15 protein-coding genes and 1 pseudogene are annotated in these 17,305 nt (G+C 53.7%); 2 read left to right on the plus strand and 14 right to left on the minus strand.

All coding sequences use genetic code 11. The features are described from left to right. Positions 1–66 precede the first annotated feature (66 nt). From KQI26_RS00385 to KQI26_RS00410, 6 genes are all read right to left on the minus strand, one after another. Complete coding sequence (locus tag KQI26_RS00385; RefSeq protein WP_016147288.1) at positions 67–363, minus strand: DUF3847 domain-containing protein; 297 nt, start codon at positions 361–363, stop codon at positions 67–69. 131 nt (positions 364–494) lie between these two features. Next, entirely contained in the window at positions 495–1,328 is an 834-nt protein-coding gene (locus KQI26_RS00390) for a methyltransferase domain-containing protein (RefSeq protein WP_016147289.1), read from the minus strand. Positions 1,329–1,513: 185 nt separating this feature from the next. Next, entirely contained in the window at positions 1,514–1,810 is a 297-nt protein-coding gene (locus KQI26_RS00395) for a hypothetical protein (protein WP_087348555.1), read from the minus strand. Between the two features lie 134 nt (positions 1,811–1,944). Further along, the gene (locus tag KQI26_RS00400) at positions 1,945–2,160 is read right to left on the minus strand and encodes a transposon-encoded TnpW family protein (protein WP_002584971.1); all 216 of its coding nucleotides are present in this window, start codon (positions 2,158–2,160) and stop codon (positions 1,945–1,947) included. 78 nt (positions 2,161–2,238) lie between these two features. After that, a complete protein-coding gene (locus KQI26_RS00405) occupies positions 2,239–4,113 on the minus strand; it encodes a recombinase family protein (protein WP_216502689.1) in 1,875 nt (624 codons plus the stop codon). Beyond that, positions 4,082–8,029, minus strand: coding sequence for a SpaA isopeptide-forming pilin-related protein (locus KQI26_RS00410; protein ID WP_216502690.1), 3,948 nt, complete (start codon positions 8,027–8,029; stop codon positions 4,082–4,084). Before KQI26_RS00410 ends, KQI26_RS00405 begins: the two co-directional genes overlap by 32 nt. A gap of 908 nt (positions 8,030–8,937) precedes the next feature. Here KQI26_RS00410 and KQI26_RS00415 point away from each other — a divergent pair. Next, complete coding sequence (locus tag KQI26_RS00415; protein WP_216502691.1) at positions 8,938–9,099, plus strand: hypothetical protein; 162 nt, start codon at positions 8,938–8,940, stop codon at positions 9,097–9,099. Between the two features lie 69 nt (positions 9,100–9,168). Here KQI26_RS00415 and KQI26_RS00420 read toward each other — a convergent pair. The 3 genes and pseudogenes from KQI26_RS00420 to KQI26_RS00430 all read right to left on the minus strand — a co-directional run. Continuing rightward, positions 9,169–9,789: pseudogene (locus KQI26_RS00420) on the minus strand (type IV secretory system conjugative DNA transfer family protein); the annotation flags it as partial. Between the two features lie 171 nt (positions 9,790–9,960). Next, positions 9,961–10,518: a HutD family protein gene (locus tag KQI26_RS00425; protein WP_216502692.1), complete on the minus strand. Its 558-nt coding sequence runs from the start codon at positions 10,516–10,518 to the stop codon at positions 9,961–9,963. A gap of 11 nt (positions 10,519–10,529) precedes the next feature. Then, on the minus strand, positions 10,530–11,051 hold the full coding sequence (locus KQI26_RS00430) for a nitroreductase (protein WP_216502693.1): 522 nt from the start codon (positions 11,049–11,051) through the stop codon (positions 10,530–10,532). A gap of 159 nt (positions 11,052–11,210) precedes the next feature. Here KQI26_RS00430 and KQI26_RS00435 point away from each other — a divergent pair, with 159 nt between their 5' ends. Beyond that, a complete protein-coding gene (locus tag KQI26_RS00435; protein WP_216502694.1) occupies positions 11,211–12,329 on the plus strand; it encodes an SLC13 family permease in 1,119 nt (372 codons plus the stop codon). Here KQI26_RS00435 and KQI26_RS00440 read toward each other — a convergent pair. The 5 genes from KQI26_RS00440 to KQI26_RS00460 all read right to left on the minus strand — a co-directional run bounded on the left by KQI26_RS00440 (position 12,218) and on the right by KQI26_RS00460 (position 17,132). Further along, positions 12,218–13,054 carry a DMT family transporter gene (locus KQI26_RS00440; protein WP_371744049.1) on the minus strand — a complete coding sequence of 279 codons (837 nt, stop codon included), beginning with the start codon at positions 13,052–13,054 and terminating at the stop codon, positions 12,218–12,220. The two genes, KQI26_RS00435 and KQI26_RS00440, sit on opposite strands and share 112 nt — an antisense overlap. Beyond that, positions 13,030–14,355, minus strand: a complete 1,326-nt coding sequence (locus KQI26_RS00445; protein ID WP_216502696.1) for an APC family permease — start codon at positions 14,353–14,355, stop codon at positions 13,030–13,032. Before KQI26_RS00445 ends, KQI26_RS00440 begins: the two co-directional genes overlap by 25 nt. Positions 14,356–14,499: 144 nt before the next feature. Beyond that, positions 14,500–14,955, minus strand: a complete 456-nt coding sequence (locus KQI26_RS00450) for a 23S rRNA (pseudouridine(1915)-N(3))-methyltransferase RlmH (RefSeq protein WP_216502697.1) — start codon at positions 14,953–14,955, stop codon at positions 14,500–14,502. After that, complete coding sequence (locus KQI26_RS00455; protein ID WP_216502698.1) at positions 14,952–15,743, minus strand: MBL fold metallo-hydrolase; 792 nt, start codon at positions 15,741–15,743, stop codon at positions 14,952–14,954. Before KQI26_RS00455 ends, KQI26_RS00450 begins: the two co-directional genes overlap by 4 nt. A gap of 87 nt (positions 15,744–15,830) precedes the next feature. Continuing rightward, positions 15,831–17,132 (minus strand): UDP-N-acetylglucosamine 1-carboxyvinyltransferase, encoded by a 1,302-nt coding sequence (locus KQI26_RS00460; RefSeq protein WP_371744032.1) that lies wholly within the window; start codon positions 17,130–17,132, stop codon positions 15,831–15,833. Positions 17,133–17,305 lie beyond the last annotated feature (173 nt).

The raw sequence follows: 17,305 nt of genomic DNA on the forward strand, positions 1-17,305 counted from the left end.
GACAAGCCCTCGGCAGAGCGCACGCACCCGTAAGGGTGTATAAGTGCGCCCTTTGTGCCAAAGGGATTATTCGCTTTTCCCGCCCTTGGTGCGTTTTTTCAGATAAGCCCGCGCTTCCTCGCTCGTCAAGGCAAGCCGGAGAAAGGCGGCGGCTTCCTCGTCGGTCATGGTCTTGGCTTCCGGCACAATGCTCTCAAAGACCGCACCCCGGACGATCAGCCGATGGCTGCGCGTCCTGCGTTCCTCTTGGGATAACTTTTGCCGCAACACCTTTTCCCGGTTTTCAAGCTGCCGGATTTTCTTCTTCCCGTCCTCAATCTCGGCTTGCAATTCCTCGCGGTTTTTTTCTCTCGGTTTCGTCATGGGTGGTCACTCCTTTCTACCTGTCGGCATAGAAAAAGGACAGTCGATTTCCTCGGCTGTCCTTTTGATTAGGGTGTTTGGTTTACTCCGTTCTGCTCAATAAATGGGAATATTAAATATCAATACGCCCTTTAATACATTCCTATTAAAACATCAGCTTCGATTGTCAAATGTGTGAGAGTACACCAATCAACGCAATCTTTTTCAACGCAAAAGAGAAGCGGCGTCATTTCAATAAACGACATTCTTTGTTCTGATGACAACTGTACGGTGGCTGAAACCGTTTCTCTTGAAATGGTTTTAAGATATTTCTCAAAATATTCAACGACAGACTCATTTGAATAATCTGGATTTTTCAAGTGTGCTTGCACTTTAGTCCTAATTTCCCTCAAATGATTTTTCGTAGGAATTACTTTCACAACATATCCGTTAGGAGATAGCAATCGCTGAAATTCTTTGTAGTGTGCAGGCGAAAATATGTCTAAAATACAATCCATACTTCCGTCTTTCAAAGGGATTTTTGATAAGTCAGTAACAAACCACTTCACTGCTTTGCGCTTGTCTTTTTTTGATGCAATCTGTATTGCCTCCCTTGACAAGTCAAAAGCAAAGATGTTTCGTTCTGTTCTTTGCTGTATCTGCCTTGCATAGAAACCCTCGCCGCAACCAACATCTAAAATGTTTCTTATAGATGGCGTATCAGAAATAAACTGTATGATTTTCTCCAACACAACATCATACATGCCATACTCCAAAATTTGGTGCCGGTTGTCAAAAGACCGCTTGCTGTAGTTGGTTTTGGGCGATGATTTTAACAACAAATTTACATACCCATATCTTGAAATATCAAAGCAATGTCCATGTCTACAAATTAGGCTATTGCCTTGTATATCCATTGATTTTGTGCAAATTGGGCATTGAAAATAAACCTTGCTGTCTGCAAAGCGTGATAAATTATTATTCATTTGTTTTTCCTCCGTAATTACATCTCTGCTTCAATAAGCGAGTTATGCAGTACGGATAACCGCAACATAACTCGCGGTTTTATCTTAATCTCATAAATGTAACCATTGTGTTGTCCTCCAATCAATTCCGCAGTATTACTCTGCTTTTAGAAAAAGTATAGCACAAAACTATGAACATTTCCACTCTATTTCAGCCTGTCGGCGGCGTTGCTCTCTCTGGCGTACCGCCGCGCCGCTTCCCGCCGTTCCTCGCTGTATGGGGCGGTCAGACGGAAAGAGAAGCGGCCTTTCTCAATGTCAAACTCCATGCAGCCCGTTTCCGGGTCTGCGTCAGTCTGCTGGCAGATCGCCGGATAACGGCGGCTGTATGCAAGCAGACGCTTTTTCAAGGCGGTGTTGTGGGTGCGGATATGGATAAGGGGGTCTTTCTCGTCAAACCAAATATCGGTGGTCTTTTCCTGCTTGGTAAGCCCTGTTCTCATGCAAACTCCTTTCTGTGCCCCTGTTACGCAATAGGGGCATTTTTCGGGTGTTTTCTCCGGCTCTTGACTTGGAGAAAACGGCGTTTTTGACGATAAAAACCGCCCGGACGTGGAATGTATCGTCGGGGCGGCTGTTATCGCAAGATTTCCGATTTTTCCGGCTCTTGACCGTCAGACGCAGATAAACACGAACTGTCGGCAAGTATCGTCTTGAGCAGCTTGTCGCGGAATGTTTCTGTGCTGCTGTGATTGAAAAATAACTCCGCAACAATAGTCTGCCCGTTTCTCTGCGTCGTGATAATACTGTCGGGGTTCCGGGGCGCGGTGGGCGTCCCGTTCTGTTCTGTCATAGGCGGCTCCTTTCTCCGGGCGCAAAAGAGGGACTTCCCGTAGCCGGAAAATCCCTCTTGGTTGTCGGTTATTCTGTTTTACTGTGCGGGCTGTGCGGCGGCGGTCTGCGCCTTTCTCCTTGCCCGGTATTCCCGCGCCTTGATACGGTCATACTCCCGCTGCTTTTCAAGGTTTCGCGCCCGGTACTCCCTTGAATACTGCCGGTGATAGGCGCGGCTCTTTTCCTTTTTGGCTTCTTCGATTTCCTCCCGCATTTGCCGGATTTCCTGCTCCGTTGGCTCTGTAAGCTGTGTCACTTCGTTCTCAAATTTGCCGATATAGTTGAAATATATCCCGATGTGCTGAATGGCTTGTTTTGCCCTTTTCTTGTCGCGCTCATGCACTTCAATCCGGCTGATAAACTCGTTGAGAATGGCGGGGGTCAGGTCGGTAAAGGCAGCGTAGCGTTCCGTCAGCTTCAAAAACTTCTGCGCCCGTCCGCCCGCGTTCTCAAAAGCGGATAGCTGCTCTTGCAGCTCGGCAAGCTCCGCTTTCAGCGCATAGTATTCTTCTGAATACTTCTGCGACATTTGCTCATAGCGGTCTTGCGGGATCGTGCCGAGGGCGTTGTCCTCATAGAGCTTGTTCAGCACCTTGTCAATCTGTTCAAGGCGCGTCGTGATTTGCGGGATACGCTTCTGCTGTTTCTTGGTCTTGTCGGTCTGCTGCATGGCAAGGTTCTTTTTCACTAAGGCTTCAAATTCCGCCCAGTTGCTGATAGAATAGTCCTCGATTTTCTTCAGCACTTCCGCGATGGTCTGCATGAGCAAATCCGCGTCAATGATGTGCGGGGAATTGCATTTGGGGTTTTTGGCTTTTCCCTTGTGGTACTCGCTGCAATAGGCAACATGACGCTTGCCGCCATTCCGATAATCTATGCGAATGTGCATTTTCGCACCGCAATCCTTACAGAAAAGCAAGCCCGACAAAGGGTGGATTTCCCCGTCCCCGTTGGGGCGTTTGACGGGCGCATTTTCCAAAATCCGCTGTACGGTTTCAAAGTCGGTGCGGTCAATAATCGGCTCATGCACATTTTCGGTTATCTGCCATTGGCTCCGGTCTACATAGTGGTTCCGCTTGTCGCAGAAGTGCTTTGTGGTCTTGAAGTTGACAACATCACCGCAATACTCCTGCCGTGTGAGGATATGGGTCAGGGTGGCTTTGTTCCACTTATAGCGGTTGGCCTCATTGAGCGCCCTGTTTTTACAGGTTCCCCGCCCGCGCTCTTTCATGTAGAATGTGGGCGTTGGGATTTGCGCCTGCGTGAGATATACGGCAATTTGGTTTCGGTTTTTTCCGTCCAGAAACAGGCGAAAAATCAAACGAACAACTCCGGTGGCTTCCTCGTCGATAATCCAAAAATCCTTGTTGTCCGGGGATTTGACATAGCCATAGGGGGCTTCGGTGGCAATCGGCTTTCCACTCATGCCCTTCGTCTTAATGCCGGTCTTTACTTTCTTGCTGATGTCCTTTGCGTACCACTCCGACATGATGTTGATAAAGGGCGCAAACTCCAATGTATCGGGCTTTTCGCTGTCTATCCCGTTGTTGACTGCGATAAAGCGCACATTGTTCCGTCTGAATATCTCCATCGCATTGCCGACTTGGAGATAGTCACGCCCCCAGCGTGTCAGGTCTTTCATAATGCAGACACCGATTTTCCCGTTCTCTACATCGTCCATCATGCGGGAGTAGGCAGAACGGTCAAAAAATCTGCCGCTTTCGTCATCGTCAATGTAGTGCCGGATATTGGTTAAGTGCTGCCCTCTGGCGTAGTTCTCCAAAAAGATTTTTTGGTTCTGTATCGAGTTACTCTCACCGCCGTCCCTGTCCTCGTCGCCCACGGAAAGGCGGGAGTAAAGGGCTGTAATTTTACTATAATCAGTCATGTGCATAACCTCCTGTGCGTCCATATAGGCTTCCTTTACACTTAAAATTATGCACTCCACTGGGCAGAGCGGTGTTTTCCACCGTTTCCGTAATTTCCAAGGGGCCGCTTGCGTGGATCTGGAGCTTTTTTACACTTCCGTCCGCCTGATAGCCCATTGGGGGCTTGGTTTCCTTGAGCCACATGGGACGATCCGGCTCCAAATCCTCAAAGACCGCCTGACCGAAGGTATCTGTAATTTGGGTCGCAAGAGGGGAACCCATGCAATGCTCGTTGTCATACAGCGCAAACTCCGCGTCCGACAGGACATGGGCGTCACCGCTGTCCCTCTTGATAACAGTCAGCTTACCTTTCACGGTGTTCGGCAGATCATTTTCGACCTTGTCTACATTTTTTGCCCCATCAACTGGTTGAATGGGGGAAGGTTTTCCGTCCGGGCCGATGGTAAATTTATAGGTCACCGTATCCGGAATATACTTCCCAGGGGCCTTTGTCTGCTTAAAGTAATACGGCTTGCCGTCCTTGTAGGGAAGCTCTGGAAACTTGACATTTCCATCTTGATCGCTGGTCACGGGTGGACGGATCGGGTTGGTACAGCCCTCATCTTCATACAGGGTAAATTCCGCATCGGGCAGAGGGATCTGATGCTTGTTCACCACCTTGAAGGGAACACTGCCGCGCACAAGGCTGTTTTTCAGCGTCAATTCGATCTGTTTCGCGGCAGCTGTGGGAGCGATCACCAGATTTCCGTCCGCGTTTTTCGTGACACCGTAAGGCAACGGCTCTACAAATGTGTAGCCTGACTGATAGCCCGTCGGAGTGGTCTCCACCAGCTCGTAGGATTTACCCAGCTTTAACGCCTTGAAGGTGAGTTTACCGGCGCTGTCCGTCACACCCTGACTGAACGCCATGCCGCGCTTGCTATCAGCCGTGTCCCACAGATAGAGGGTGAAGGTCACACCGGAAAGCGGAGCGCCGTTTTCCCCCTGCTTTGTCAGCGTCAGGCTGCCCTTTTTGGAGGATGCCGCACCGCCGCCTCCACCGCCACCGCCGCCTGCGGCCACGGGGTTTTGCTTTTCGCCGCCCATGATCGATGCACCGGCTCCCGTGCTGAAGGCGATTTTATTGGAATAACTCTGATTCTTAGTCATGTCCAGAATATCCGCCGCATAGGTCAGCACATAGGCATCGGTTCCGTTCGGCAGTTTCACGGTGAAGGAATTGTCCGCCGCATTGGTGGTAAAGCTCCAGCCCTCTGTCACCTCCGCACCTTTGGTGGCGGTGGGTGCGCCCTTGCCGTCATTTCCTGTGCTGCCGGTCAGAGCAGCGTGATGCAGCTTGACGGTATCCGGGTCCAGCCGCAGACCTGCCGGCAGTGTATCCGTCACGGAGGCATTGCTCAACGGTACATGGAACGGGTTAATGGTTACCGTGTATGCGATCTGTTCGTCAGTTGTATTCAGCGCACCCGACTTATGAAGGCCGTGGTTGGAAATGGTCTGATTGACATCAGCGGATACCGGTTTAAATTCCTCTCCAAACGCCTTTCCATTCATCTCAATGCGGTTGCTCAACGAAACATCGCTCCCCGTGCCAAAGCCCAGTTTATCCGGGTCGATGCTTGTCCGGAATGTGACCGTGGTTTTCGTGGAAATATCGCCGAGCTCGATGGTCAAAACCTGTCCGCTTTGCGTTGCCGTGACAGGTGCGGCCGGAGCTGCCCCGTTTACCTGCAAGGAGTTCTCCGCATAGGTCAGACCATCCGCCAGCGTATCCGTGAGAACCAGATTGCCCAGAGGCATCCCGCTTTCGTTCACCGTAACCGTCCACTGGATCTTTCCGCTTGCGTAATCATATATCGGTGTTTCTTTTTTCAGAATTTGGCTGGAGACATCGGCAATGGCACTTGATGTCTGGTTAGATACCTGACCGCCTAATGTCATGCTTCCTGTTACGGTGTTTGTTGCTGTTTTATGCTCTGTGATGTTCCCCGCAAAGGCGCAGGGGTCATTGAGTTTGGTAACATAGGTAATGGCAATGGAGGTATTACCCACATCGCCCACCTTAAATTCCAGCTTACCATTGTTTTCTGTCAGGGTCAGCAAGGGGGTAGTTGTACCAATTTGCACGCTACTTGTTCCGTCGGCCACAATAGAGCAGGTATTTCCTGCCCAGTTCGCCTCTTGAATAGTGACCTCACCGCTGTATTTACCATCAAATTTCACCTGAATGCCGCTGCCCCAATAGCCCGTGATTTCCTCCCAGTTCAGTGAGGAACCAATCGTATGGCCGGTTCCCTGGCAGGAAATATCCTTTCCGATGCTGCCGAAGTCATCCGTCAGTTCCGCATTGGACAATGCGGCTTTGTTGGGGTTGATGGTCACCGTCCATTGGCTGCTTCTTGCGCTGCGGAGATAGCCCTCCTTCTTACCGTCAAAGCCCTGATTCACCTTAGTCAGCGGCGCGGTGCTTACTCCCGCGCCCTTGCCCACCCCCACAGTCACAGTGGGGTGATAGTTTTTACTATCTATTGTAAAATCAATCCTGGCGGTGTTTGCACCTAAGTCGTCGCCCTTCTCGTAAAAGGTTTCCTTTACCTTGGTATCGTACACCAGAGTAGCCTTGCCACTAACGAACGAACTACTGTCCAGCGTCAGAGAGAAGGATTTCGTTGTCGCATCCACCGTCAGCGTATGCGGGGTTCCATTCAATGTCGGCCCTTTGGCAGGATCACTATCCGCAGTGACCAACTCAAGGCTGTCCGGCAATGTATCGGTCAGGGTGATTGCTGTCCCTGCCAGTATGGCCCCGCGGTCTACCGTCACTGTCCAACGGAGCAGACGGCCATCGGCACTTACCTTCTCGACCTTTTTCGATAGATAGGTGGTTTTTTCCAGCGTATATTTTGCGGTTCCCTTGATGTCCAATGGCTTCAATTCGCCGTCCGCCGATTCCTTCCCCCACAGGACAGCTTGATTGGTGAGTGTTCCGCCCTGACTGGCTGCTGCGTTGCTGTTGGGCATCGGCAAAGAGAGGGCCGTGTCGATTTTTGTCGGGTAGGTTATGGTGATCGGCTGTTCCCAGTTGGTTTTATCTTCTCCCATATTGGAGACCGTCAGGGTTCTGGCCGTACTGTCATAAGTAACCGCAGCACCGCTGATTGCCGCGCTACCCCGCTTGACAATCACTTTGCTGGAATTGACAACTCCACTGGTACCTAAAAACGTGGGGATCAGCCCCTCTCCCAGCGTATCATGGATCTGAAAACCAGTCTTTTCCGTGTTCTTGTAAGGCGTGTAGGTAATCGTCCAGTTCAGGAGGTTCGGGTCACCGGAATCCTTTTCCACTGTTTTTGTCAGCTTAGCCGCCTGTTCCCTGATCTCATCCGCGTCAAGCCCTACCGTGACAGTAGTACCGGTCGTTAATTCGATATTGTAGCGGTTTTCCACTCCTTCCACCTTAGGCGCAGTCCCTTTGTCAAATTCGCAGCCAAAGTAGAAATACGTTCCGGTAACTTCGTGGTCGCCGTTTACAAAATCTTCGGTAAAGGTCAGAGACGCGCCGGATGTGTCCCAGTTCAGTGTGGCGAATGTGCTTGTTGTTCCATCGTCGTGACTCAGCTTTAATTCCTCACTGCCTTCCCCCGTGATCTTCAAGCCTTTTGGGATCGGCACGGCATAGGGTGTGTCTGCTGATATCGTTTTGCCAGCGGCAATGTCGAACTCATAGTATAAGAGCATCTGACTTGCGTTTTTAATGAGGTACTCGTCTGTTACTTTTGTCCCGTCAGTTGGCGTGGTTCCCTCGTACAATTCTACCTTCGTGATCGCTGCAACCTCCGTCAACTGCTTGCTGTCCGCCGCAAAGGCTGACAGCGGCAGGAGGGAGCACAGCAGAACACCGCAGAGCAGCAAACTCCCCAGCCTCGTTTTTAGCCTCATAAAATATATTCCTTTCTTTGTAATGGCTCTTTTTTGTCTGCCCGTCTGTCTCAGGCATTCCCTTGGGATTTCAGAGGGGAATTGTCATGCGGATACTCCCTTATTAAATCTCTTTCGAGCCATAATACTTTGATTGTAAATCAAATTTATACCAAATTTGTCGTTAAATGTAAAGTCACACAAAACAAGAACCTCGATTGGCTCTATGAATCGAGAATTTCTTTAATGATACGGTCAATTTTCACTTTATAAAGTCGCTGCTGAAACAGGAAAAGGAGCAGTGAGCCGCACGGTAACTGAATGCGGTGATTTTTGTAACAGGGTCTCAGCTTGACACCCTGTTTTTTGTGCCCTGTTTTGGCCTCCAAAAATTTTTTCAGATTTTTCAAAAAAATATGTTCGCTTTCGGGCCTTGAATATTGTAGTAAGGGGGTGAGAGGGTCACCCGCCCCTCCATGCACCTTGAAAACCAAATACCCATTCATCAAGTACATCCGTTCCGATGCGCGAAAGCGCGAGCCACAGCAGCAGGGGACGCCATGACCTCGGTTTACCGGGCCGAGCGAGAAACCCCTCTGCGAGTATCGGGTTGCCCCCGATATGGCGATGACAGTCGGAATGACAATGGTACTCCCGCCCAGCCACAGTCTCAAGCAATGGGGGCGGCTCTGTCAGAACGGCAGTTAGGGTGAAACGCCCGTGAGGAGGTGCAGCACACCGCCGCTTGATGATTTCCCAGGCTCCGGCCTGCACACGGGGTGTCGAGGACAAATAGTGTGCGATACGCCAACAAGGAGGATAAGGATGCGGTTTTTGCTGATTTCAAGCCGCAAAATATGACCGGGCCTGCATGAAGGCCCGGTCAATTTGCGTTCAAACGGAAATAATTTCCCTATGGAGGTGTGACCTTGGAAAAAAAGGAAAACTTGCAGCGGATCGGAGCCGCGACCTATGTGATCGAGCGGGTGTTTGCCAGCGGCAGGACACCGCGGGAGGCCGTGGCGGAAGAAATTATTACCACCGCTAAAAAAGCTGATTTTTTTGACCACTCAGGCAATAAAGCAATATAATGTCCATGTAAATGAGTGGTTCCGGAAGGGAGGATATTATGTGGGACCACATCAAACTCGCTGACATTTACTGCCGCTTACAATGGTATCCGCGGCATCCTTGTAGATGGTCTTTAACTGACTTTGGGACTGCAAAATAATAGAAGCCGAGATTTCCCGGCTCCGGATGGTGGCGATCAGCTTGTCGAAGTTGGGTATCTGCCCGATGTTGGTGAACTCGTCCAGGAGGCACCGCACATGGACGGGCAGCCTGCCGCCGTACACATCGTCCGCCTTGTCGCAAAGGAGATTGAATAACTGGCTTTGCAGCATGAAGTTGATGGTGTTGAGGACCTTGATGCGGTACGGCTCATAGATGACCTTCCCGCGGGCGTCCCGCATAGGCTTTCCGTTCTCGTCCAGCTTGGGAGCGCCTCGCCGCAGCATGGTCCCCACCTCGGACAAAAGCTGCCCTTTGGGATCGGTGACCACATAGCTGCTGTGCATCTGCATGAGGGAGGGCTTGACGAAGAAGCGGGTCTTGCCGCTGCCGCTGCCGCCGATGGCCAGGATGTTCTTGTTCCGGGCGTACTTGGGATTTTTCGGGCGGCTGGACATGGTGAGCTTTTCCGTCTGGGTCAGAGGGATGTTCCAGTCGGGAACCGGATCGACATAGGGGGCAATATCGGCCGCCGTGCCCCATCGTGCGCTGCTGGCGTTTGGGACAGGAAAAGGGTGCTGATATTTCACATCAGCACCCTTTATCCTGCCAATATTAAAATTTTTGACTTCACATCGTGTTCCTTGCCTCTGAAAACATTGATTTTACTGGACTATCTCATGTTTTCTTATTAGGGGGCGGGGAAGGCTTCCGGTCTTTTTTTATTGCTGCTGCACCCGGGCCAGCGCCAGGATGCAGTCTGTCTGTGCTTTCACATTGAGTTCTCCCGGGCCTTGGCAAAGCAGGCCGTCCCATTCACTGAGAGACAGCTGGTTTGCCTCCCCGCTGCCCTGATACAACAGCAGCACGCCCTTTTCCCCGGGGAAAAAGGTGAAGGTATGGCTTTCGCCCGCTTTCAGCCGTAGGCCCCGGATGCAGCCCTTTGTCCCCTCCCGGAGCATCAGGTTAAAGTCCTGGGCCTGACCCAGGCTGACGGTGTGCCAGTCCCCGGAAAAGGTGTCCTGTTCCAGCACCGCCAGGTCTTTTTCTCCATGGCCTTCGTAAAGGAGGCGCAAAGCGCCATTGAGCACCATAATGTGCCGTTCCACCCCGGGAAGGGGCGTAAAGTCCGATCGGTCACAATCCACCCCGGCGCTGCTCACCCGAAACAGGAAATCCCGTTTGCCATAATCGGCTTCTTCCGGGAAAATATACACCTGGGTAGTGGAGCCGCCCGACCAAGTGGAGACCTTGTGCCCCTCACGGGGCAGTTTTCTCATTTCCATAGCTTCTAGCGGATGTAGTCCACAGCGCCTTCTACCCGCTCTTTGCCCTGGGGTACTTCTCCCTTGGGATAGCCCAGGATCACGCCGGCCACGCCGATGTAGCCTTCCGGAATACCGGCATCTTTGGCAAAGGCCTGGCCCTGGGGGGTGGTGAGATAGCGGCCGATGCAGTTGATCCAGCAGGAGCCAATGCCCAGGGAAGCTGCCGAAAGGAACATATTCTGGATGGCCAGAGAACAGTCGGCCACAGGGGCGATGTTGTCCTGTTTGCCGGTGACGATCACCAGGGTGGGAGCGCCGTAGAACATATCCCGGTCGGTCTCCATCATCTCCTGGCAGCCCTTGCGGATGCGCTGGATGGTCTCTTTGTCCTGGACCACGGTGAAATGCCAGGACTGCTGGTTCATGGCGCTGGGAGCCCACAGGCCGCAGCGGATGATCTGCTCCAGTTCTTCTTCCTTGATCTGCTTTTCCTCATAGCTGCGCCAGCTGCGCCGGTTCAGGATATTTTGAATCACTTCGTTCATATGCAAAACCATCCTTTCTTTTCCGCCCCGTATCAAGGGCATTTTCTATATTTTAGTGTAGCACAACCCACCCCGCCCTTGCAAGAGGGATGTTGCCCCCAAAAGGCGCAAGTGGTAAAATAAAGCGGTATGTGATTTTTTGAAAAAGCAGGTGGCGGGATGTTGTCCAAACTCACGAGATTTTTCCGGCGGGAGCCGGTGCTGTCCATTGCGGCCCTGGCCGCCATTGTGACGGCCTTTTTTGCCCCCTTTTCCCCGAAGGCCATAGGGGAAGCCATCGACTGGCGGGTGCTGGCCCTTCTTTTTTGCCTGATGGCGGTGGTACAGGGGCTGGAAGGAGCCGGACTGTTTGAAAAATTGGCCCAAAGCGCCATTCAGCGGGCTGGAAGCCTGCGGGGCCTGTGCGCCGTTCTGGTGCTTCTGTGCTTCTTCTCCTCCATGCTGGTGACAAACGATGTAGCCCTTCTGACCTTTGTGCCCTTTGCGGTGCTGGTGCTGCGGGGAGCGGGCTTTGAAAAGCACCTTTTATATGTGGTGGTGCTCCAGACGGCAGCGGCCAACCTGGGAAGCATGGCCACCCCGGTGGGCAATCCCCAGAACCTCTTCCTTTTTTCCCGCTACCAGATGAGCGCCCCCTATTTCTTCATCCGGGTGCTGCCGGTGGCCGGGCTTTCTCTTTTGCTGCTACTTCTCCTGCTGCTCCCCATTCCCCGGGGAAGTCTTTCGGTGCAAAGCGGCCAAAGCCCCCGGCCCCTTTCCCTCAAAGCCATTTTGCCCTATGGCATTCTCTTTGCCTTGTGTCTGTGTACCGTTTTGCATCTGGTGCCTTATCCCATCACCTTTGTGCTGGTTCTGCTTTATCTTGCAGTCAAAGACCGGCCCATCCTCCGCCGTGTGGACTACGGCCTGCTTCTGACCTTTGTGTTTTTCTTCCTCTTTGTGGGCAATCTGGGGGCCATTCCCCCGGTGAAGCAAGCGCTGTACCAGGCCATCCAGGGCCGGGAAATGATCGCCTGTACCCTGATGAGCCAGGTGATCAGCAATGTGCCCGCCGCCGTGCTGCTTTCCGGCTTCACCGAAAAAGGCGGTGCGCTGCTGCTGGGCTCCAACCTGGGCGGACTGGGCACGCTGGTGGCCTCCCTGGCCAGCCTGATTTCCTTCCGCCTCTATGGCAAAGCCCAACCGGAGCAAAAGGGCCGATATCTTCTGTATTTCACCCTGGTGAATGTACTGCTGCTTCTGCTGCTCCTTCCCCTGTGTCTGCTGCTGGACCGATAAACAAAAAAGCGCCCAAAGGGCGCTTTTTTTATGCTTCTTTTTTTCAGACTGCCCCAGATGGCGCAGGCAAAGACCACAGCTCCTCCCGGCACTTCCCGGAGGGAAGGGATCTCCCCCGGGAACAATGCAGCCAGCAGAATGCCGTACACCGGCTCCAGGCAGGAGGCCACGCTGGCCGTCTGGGCCCGGATGGTACGCAGGCTGCCGATAAACAGGGTATGGGACAGGGCGGTGAACACCACCCCCAGCAGCAAAAGGCCGCTCCAATCGGACAAATGCAGAACAGGACGCAGCCAAAGCAGACAGGGAGTGAGGATCACAGCGGCCCACAGCTGCTCCCAAAAGGAGACCATGGCCGCTGGAAGGCTGCCCACCCATTTTTGATTGAACAGTCCCAGCAAAGCATAGCTGAAACCGGACAAAAGGCCCCACAGGGCCCCCAGCCACAGCGTTCCCCCTCCTTCCAGGGGAGTGGCCAGCAGGATGCCGCCGAAGGCCGCAAAGGCCAGCGCCACATCCCAGCCACGGGGCTTTTTCCCGGTAAAGAGCGGCTCCAAAAAAGTGACGAATATGGGAAAGGCCGAAAAGGAGATCAGGCCCATGGCCACGGTGGAAACCTGGATGGCCTGATAAAAGGTGCTCCAGTGAAAGGCCAGCAGAACGCCCAGGGCGGCCAGAGCCCCTGCTGTTTTTTCATTCTTTAGCCCTTCTTCTTTTCCAGAAATGCATAGACCGGCAGACCGATCAGCGTCAGGCCGATGCCCACCAAAGACTGAACGGGGTCGGAGATCACCGTGCTGATAAGGATATACATGGCCCCCAGTGCCCCCACAATGGGCACCACCGGATAAAGGGGCACCCGATAGGGACCTTTTTTATCCGGGTGCTTTTTCCGCAGGATAAAGACGCCCAGAACACCCATGGTAAAGAAGATCCACAGCACAAAGATCAAAAGATTGGTCAGGGTGTTGAAAGAGCCAGACAGGATATAAATGGCCGCCAATCCGCACTGAAAGATCAGAGCGTTAGCCGGGGTGCCGTATTTGGGATGCAGCGCCCCCAGCACCCGGCTGAAGGGGAGCTGGCCCCGGTGACCCATGGCCAGGGGTACCCGGGCCGCCGTCATGGTGTAGCCGTTCATAGCGCCGAACACCGATATCATAACGCCTGCGGTGATAAAGGCGGCGCCCTTCTCTCCAAACAGAGCCACCGCAGCTGCAGCGCCCGGCGTAGCTGCTCCCGCCACCTGATCGTAGGGAAGCACCATGAATACCGCCAGGTTAAAGACCACATACACCGCCACCACAAAGAGCACGCCAAAGGAAATGACCCGGGGCAGATCTTTGCCCGGATTCTTCAGTTCCCCAGCCATATTGGTCACGCCGATCCAGCCGTCATAGGCCCACAGTGTGCCCAGGATGGCCGCTCCCAATCCGGCGGCACCGGTAGCGCTTCCTGCGGCAAAATTCAGCTCACCGCCGGAAAGCAGGCCGAAGGCGATGATGGCCGCTACCGGGATCAGCTTGCCGAAGGTGGCTACCATCTGGATGATGCCGCCATATTTGGTGGACAGAATGTTCATCCACAAAACAAAGGCCATCACGAAAATAGCCAAAGCCTTTTGCTGCCATGCCCCCATGGGGAAAAACACCGCCGCATAGGTGGCAAAAGCAATGGCCTGGGCAGCGATGGAGGCGGGATAGGAAATCACCGACTGGACCCATCCCAGGAGGAATCCCCATTTTTTCCCGTACAATTCTTCCAGATACACATACAAGCCACCGGTTTTGGGAATGGCCGAAGCGATCTCTGCCACCGACAAAGCAGCGGCCAAAGTGATGATACCGCCAGCCGCCCAGGCCACCAGGGCCATGGGCAAGCTCCCGGCACTTTCCAGCACCACGCCGGGCTTGAGGAAGATACCGCTGCCGATGATCATACCTACCACCAGCGCCAGCGCTTCCAAAAAGGTGACTGATTTTTTCAGCTGTTCTCCCGCAGAGTGTTCTTTTTCTTCTTTTCTCATATCCCTCTCCTCTTCGCTTGCTTTTTTCATTTTTTCTTTATTATATCAAATAATGCATATGCTTTCCAATCGTTTTTTTAATAAAATGAATAAGATGCAAAAAATCCCCCTTTTCCCTAAAAAATACAAGGAAAAGGGGGATTATTATTTGTGATATTTGCTTCCTGCGGCGATGGAAAAAGCCCGGTAGATCTGCTCCAGCACCATCACCCGGGCCAGATGGTGAGGAAAGGTCATAGGGGACATGGACAGGCGCAGTCCGGCTCTTTCTTTCACCTTGTCCGAAAGGCCCTCGGAAGAGCCGATGATAAAGCACAGACGGGAAATGCCGCTGCTTTGCCATTTTTCCATTTTCCGGCTCAGCTCCCGGCTGCTCATCTCCTCCCCTTCGATGCACATGGCCACCACATAGCTCTGGGGCGGAATGGCGGCCAGAATCTTATCCCCTTCCCGCTCCAGTCCGCCAGGGCGGGTGTCCTCGGGGATCTCCACCACCTCCAGGCGGCAAAAGGCACTCAGCCGCTTCTGGTATTCCTGGCAGGCTTTCAGATAAAAATCTTCCTTCAGCTTGCCGGCGCAGATCAGCTTGACTCCTGTCATCCGGCAGCCCTGCCTTTCCCGGTGAGGGAGAGGGGTGCCTTATGAGGCGCCACCGCCACCTGCACCTGCTCCCGGAGCCCGGCCAGCCGCAGCGCCCGCTCCGTTTCTTCCAGCGCCCACTCCGGCCGGTTGTTGTGCTCGCTCAGATGGGCCAGGATCACCTTTTGCAGCCCATATTTTCCCCATTCCGCCACGGCCTGGGCGGCGTCGTCATTGGACAGATGCCCCTGGGGTGACAAAATCCGCTGTTTGAGATAATAGGGATATTCCCCGTTTTTCAGCTGATACACATCGTGGTTGGATTCCAGAAACACCGTCTCCACTCCCCGCAGGGTTTCAAACACAGAGTCCGGCAGATGCCCCAAATCGGTGCAATAGCCCATTTTTCCCTCTTCGGTCTCCAGCAAAAAGCCGCAGCTGCCCGGGCAGTCATGGGGCGTGAGGAAGGGAGTGATGCGCACCTCCCCAAGCCAGAAGGGTGCATCGGGCTCCACGACCTCCAACTGGTCGTGGGCGCACTTTTCCTTCAGCCCTTCCACCGTGGGGACGGTGGCATGGATGGGGGCCCGGCAGTGCTTGGTCAGCACCGGCAGGGCGCTGACATGGTCGGAATGGGTGTGGGTGATGAGCACATCGGTGATGTCTCCCAACGCAATGCCCAGCTGGGACAGGGCATTGCGGATGTACTTGGTATTGGTGCCCCCATCGATGAGCAGGGTACGGCCTCCTCCCTGGAACACCGAACAGTTCCCCGAAGAGGAACTGGCCAGGCTGTAAAAACGGGTCATAGTTTCCTTCCTTTGTCCTTCAAAAATAGCGGCGGCACGGAAAACCCGCGCCGCCGGAACAAATCATTTCTGCTTGTCCTTTGCCATTTACCGGGCCATGGGCACCGCATCCTCCTCGGACACAGTCACCCGGCGGATATCGGCTCCCATCCCCTGGAGTTTTTCCACGATGTTGTCATAGCCCCGCTCGATATAAGCGATCTCCTCCACCTCGGTGACGCCCTTGGCGGCCAGACCGGCGATGACCATAGCGGCCCCGGCCCGCAGATCGCAGGAACGCACCTTGGCGCCGGTGAGCTCGCTCACCCCTTCGATGATGGCCACTTTGCCGTCCACCTGGATCTTGGCCCCCATCCGCCGCAGCTCTTCCACATAGCGGTAGCGGTTGTCCCACACCCCTTCGGTGATGATGCTGGTGCCTTCCGCCAGACACAAAGCGGCGGCCAGCTGAGGCTGCATATCGGTGGGGAAGCCCGGATAGGGCAGGGTTTTGATATTGATGCGCCGCAGAGGCCCTGTACGGCTGACCCGCACGGCGTCGTCCATCTCTTCCACCTGGGCGCCCATCTCGATGAGCTTTGCCGTGATGCACTCCAGGTGCTTGGGAATCACATTGCGCACCAGCACGCTGCCGCCAGTGGCCATGACAGCGGCCATATAGGTGCCCGCTTCGATCTGATCGGGGATCACCGAATAGGTGCCGCCGTGAAGCTCTTTCACGCCCCGGATCTTGATCACATCGGTACCGGCCCCCATGATCTCAGCGCCCATGGCGTTGAGGAAGTTGGCCAGGTCCACAATGTGGGGCTCTTTGGCGGCGTTTTCGATCACCGTCTGGCCTTCGGCCAGAGTGGCGGCCAGCATGATATTCATGGTGGCGCCCACAGACACCACATCCAGATAGATATTGGCGCCCCGCAGGCCCTGGGGAGCCTGGGCATAGACAAAGCCATTCTTCACGCTGACTTCGGCGCCCAGAGCTTCAAAGCCCTTCACATGCTGATCGATGGGGCGCACCCCGCCGAAATTACATCCGCCAGGCATAGCCACTTCGGCCTTGTGATAGCGGCCCAGCAGAGTACCGATCAGATAATAGGAAGCCCGCATTTTCCGCATCAGATCCTCAGGGGTGCGGATGTTGCGCATATGGCGGCAGTCGATCTCCACGGTGGTGGGGTTCATGCTGCGCACCTGGGCCCCCATCTGCTGGAGGATCTCCAGCTGGATGATCACATCGCTGACCTGGGGCACATTCTCGATGCGGCAGACGCCGTTGACCAAGATGGTGGCCGGAATGATGGCCACGACGGCGTTCTTTGCGCCGCTGACGGTCACTTCGCCCCGCAGCGGTTTATTTCCATTGATGATAAATTTATCCAAATTCCTCATTCTCCCGGCAGTGTATTCCAGTTGCTCCCTTGCAAGATGCCGCCCCCCGGCGGCAAGAAGAACGACAGAGCTTCGTTCATCAAAAATTTACTGTTGTTTTATATATTTTACCACAGTCATCCCAGAATGAAAAACAAAATCCCACAGATTTTCACCTAAGTTTTCACCAATCC

It is taken from the genome of Intestinimonas sp. MSJ-38 (assembly GCF_018917925.1).
Classification (GTDB): Bacteria; Bacillota; Clostridia; order Oscillospirales; family Butyricicoccaceae; genus Pseudobutyricicoccus.